Origin of the sequence: Paraburkholderia sp., from assembly GCF_036488505.1 — a bacterium.
In the GTDB taxonomy this organism is placed as follows: domain Bacteria; phylum Pseudomonadota; class Gammaproteobacteria; order Burkholderiales; family Burkholderiaceae; genus Paraburkholderia.
Genome location: NZ_DASXHN010000021.1, coordinates 1 through 3,451, shown reverse-complemented (window position 1 = coordinate 3,451; position 3,451 = coordinate 1). Strand labels below are relative to the sequence as shown.

The 3,451-nt window shown below is 65.9% G+C and carries 4 protein-coding genes; 2 read left to right on the top strand and 2 right to left on the bottom strand.

All coding sequences use genetic code 11. The annotated features are described in order from the left end of the window. The first annotated feature begins 91 nt into the window (after nt 1-91). The gene (locus VGH68_RS01360) at nt 92-1,114 is read left to right on the top strand and encodes a hypothetical protein (protein WP_331601708.1); all 1,023 of its coding nucleotides are present in this window, start codon (nt 92-94) and stop codon (nt 1,112-1,114) included. A gap of 87 nt (nt 1,115-1,201) precedes the next feature. On the opposite strand, the gene VGH68_RS01355 is transcribed toward VGH68_RS01360, so the two are convergent. Both VGH68_RS01355 and VGH68_RS01350 read right to left on the bottom strand, forming a co-directional pair. After that, nucleotides 1,202-1,801: a hypothetical protein gene (locus VGH68_RS01355; protein ID WP_331601707.1), complete on the bottom strand. Its 600-nt coding sequence runs from the start codon at nt 1,799-1,801 to the stop codon at nt 1,202-1,204. 115 nt (nt 1,802-1,916) lie between these two features. Continuing rightward, a complete protein-coding gene (locus VGH68_RS01350; RefSeq protein WP_331601706.1) occupies nt 1,917-2,390 on the bottom strand; it encodes a YMGG-like glycine zipper-containing protein in 474 nt (157 codons plus the stop codon). A 498-nt stretch (nt 2,391-2,888) separates the two neighbouring features. Here VGH68_RS01350 and VGH68_RS01345 point away from each other — a divergent pair. After that, nucleotides 2,889-3,451 (top strand): DUF3300 domain-containing protein (locus VGH68_RS01345; protein WP_331601705.1); only part of this gene is annotated, 563 nt, incomplete at its 3' end.

Below are 3,451 nucleotides of genomic sequence, written 5' to 3'. Positions count from 1 at the left end.
GCGCATCCACAATCTGTACTGGAAGAACCGCACGATCACCGCGCTGCTGATGCCCGAACGTAGCGAAGATTGACCGCGACCGGAGCCACGCATGGGCATTCTGTCGCGATGGTTGAGCAGACGAAGCACCGCTGAGCCAGGCGATCTCCGGCAGTTCAAGGAGATCGTCGAACGCGTCGTCGCGCTTAGTCCGTCACTGCGCTTCGCACGCGATTACGAGTCGCGCGTGATCGGCGCCGCGCGCGAGGCGGTGAGTCATGTGCGCCGGCTTGTCGATGATGTGCCGCCCGCGCGCGAAGCGAGCGCCGCCGCGTGGGCCGGCGATCCTTATATCCACGCGTTTTTCGCGGCGCCCGATGACGTGTGCGCGGCCTTGAGCGCCTCGGAGGAACTGCGCGCTCATTTCCGTATTCATCCGGACGCGGACGAAGCCTTCGCCGTGCTCGGCATGGCGATCGCTGAGCGGCACGTATCAGGCGTCGCGCAACATGGCGACGCGACGCATACCGACGTCGCGCAGACGACCGTCAACTTCAGCGATCATCAGGTGCGCGTGTGCGCACTGTCGGAGCACGCGCTGCGGCATGAAATCGGCTTGCGCATCGTCGATCAGCTGGTGCTGGAAGGACTCGGCAAAATCGACGGAGAAGCACAGCGCCAGGATTCGCTGGAACGCGAGCGCGCGTTGCTGAAGACCCGCGTCGCGATTCTCGAGCGGCAGGGAACGGGGGTGCGTTCGCTGCTCGGCAGCGACGCGTCGTCGATGCTCGGCGACGTCGCGCGGCTGCGCGCGCAGATCAAGGAAAACGACGAGGCGCTCGCGCAATTGCCACCCAGAACCGACGCGATCGAGCGGCAGCTGGAGGTGATTTGCGGCGTTCTCGGCGCGCCCGAATCGCATTTCCATGTGCTCACAAAGCACTATCTGCTCGACCCGATGAATGTGGTCGTCGAGCAGCGCGATGCCCGGCCCGCGACGCAAATCGAATTGCGCATCGCGCGCGTGCCGGCGAGCCTGGCTGCGATGCGCGCATTTTCGCTGGTGCGTTTCAGGCGCGATGACCTGCTGCCCGCGGGCGACATGCTGACGCGCGCGCGGCGCCTCGTGATCTGACGCGAGGCAAGCGCCCAGGCGGGCGCCGCCGCGCGTCTCGCGCGCGGGCTCCGGCAGCCCGGTGAGTGCGGCCTTGCTATTTGCCGGTTACTTGCTGGCTTGCGGCTCCACGGAAATCGCCACCGCCTCGTTGTAGACCACCTCCATCTGATCGCCTTTCCTAATCCGTTTGAGCTGCGCGGGATCCTGCACGATCACATCGACCGAATTGCCTTGCGGGCCCTTCAGCGTGACCTCGCCGGTCTGCGCATTGACCGCGGTGACATTGGCGATGACCGTCACTTCGCGCGCGGCCGAGCCGCCCGGTTTCTCGCCCGCGGCCGCACGTTCGACCGTGTGCGTTTCATTGGCCGTCAGCGGCGCATTGGTCTTTTTCAGCGTGACGGTCAGCGCTTGCGAATACTCGGCCGTGACCACGTCGCCGATTTTCAGCTGCTCGAAATTGCGCGCCTCCTCGCCGACGACGACCTGCACGACCTTGCCCTTCGGACTTTTCAGCCACACGGTTCGCGTGCCCGGCTCAATACCGACGATCGTCGAGACCGTCTTGATGGTGCCCGTCACGACGACCTTGCCCGGTTCGCTGTGAGTCGTCACCTGCGGCGTTGCCGGTGGCTCGGTCTGCGCAAAACCCGCGTTTGCAACACACGCGAGCGCCACTGCGATGATGCGTTTGCCATTGGTCATGTTGCCCTCCTGGAATGCGTGCGCATGCCCATGCCGCGCGATGCGCGTTTCAAAGGCGCGGCGCCGCGCGCCGCACGCCCGATGCCGGGACGCATCGGATCGCTCGTCGGATCGCTCATCGGATCGTATAGCCGCGGCCTTCCATGCACGCGCCGAACGCGCGATTGAAAGTGTCCATGGCGCCCTGGGTCTGCGCCTGGCTCGATGCCGCGGTCGCGCGCCGGTTTTGCCGCGCGCGCGAGCCGCCCACCGCGGTGCCGGTCGCCGCGCCGATCGCCGCGCCTTTGCCCGCGTCGCCAGCGATCGCACCGATGACCGCGCCGCCGGCCGCGCCGCGCGCCGCGCCCTGCACGCGTTCGCCGCCGCCCACCGCGGGACCGGAAGGCGGTGGCGGCGCATTGGCCACCGCCGCCGGATCGACGCCGGTATTGCTCTTCGCCCACGAGTAGCACGCGCCTTCGTCCTGCTGTTGTTTCTGCGGGCTTTGTCCGCGAGCCGGGTACGCGATGGGCCGCGACTGCGCGCTGCCATCGAGCGATATCGAAGCCGCGAGCGACGCGACGATGCAGTACTTCGTCAATGTATTCACGACAGATCCTTGCGCGAGTCGACGCGAGTGCAGGTCGCCCCTGCCCGTTCTTCTGTGCCCTGTTCGCGCGTATCGCAGCGGAACCGGCAACCGTCATTGGAGTTCTCTACTGGCGTTTCTGAGAAACCGGTCCTCGGCGACCGGTCGCCGCGCAAAGCGCGCGGTGATGGCAGGTTCGCGTTGATCATCGCGCGTTGCGGCCGCCCGGCGCAATCGGACCAAGGTCGTATTTGCGATGTGGCACTTCGTTGATTCAATGGTTTATGCAAAAGTCCATGTGTCGTTTTCGATTGCTTTGGATCGCTAGCTATCAAACGCGGCAAGCCGCGCGACGGAACAGCGTGAGGGGATGCAACCATGGAGCGCGCGATACGTGCTTCCAACAGCGGGAACCCGTTTGCGATGTCCGCAACGTGCGCCGCTGCGCGCGACCGAGGCGATCGATGCGACCGACGCGACGCGCGTCGGCACTCGCCCACGGCGCGTGCACGCGAGCCGGTGCGGATCGCGGCCCATCTGTGGGGCGCCGCGCTGCTCGCATGCTGCGGCGTGTTGTTCGGCACGGCCACCTTCGCGCAGGCACCCGCCGCGGCTGCGGCCGCCACCGCGCCCGCACCGATGACGGCTGCGGAACTGAACCAGCTGGTCGCGCCGATTGCGCTCTATCCGGACGATCTCGTCGCGATCATCTTGCCGGGTTCCACCTATCCGGTGGAGATCGTCCAGGCCGATCGCTTTCTCGAGCAGAGAAAGAGCAACAAGTCGCTGCAGCTCAACGACGCCTGGCACGATCCGGTGAAGGCTCTGGTGAACTACCCCGAAGTCGTCAAGAAGATGAGCACCGATCTCGACTGGACGATCAGTCTGGGCGAAGCCGTCGTCACCGATCAGGGCGCGGTGCTCGAAGCGATCCAGCGCTTTCGCCGGCAAACGCAGTCGGCCGGCAATCTGAAGTCCGACGACAAGCAGGTCGTGGTGGTCGAAAAGGAAGTGATCAAGATCCAGCCAGCCGACCCGCAAGTGATCTACGTGCCGCAGTACAACCCGACGACCGTCGTGGT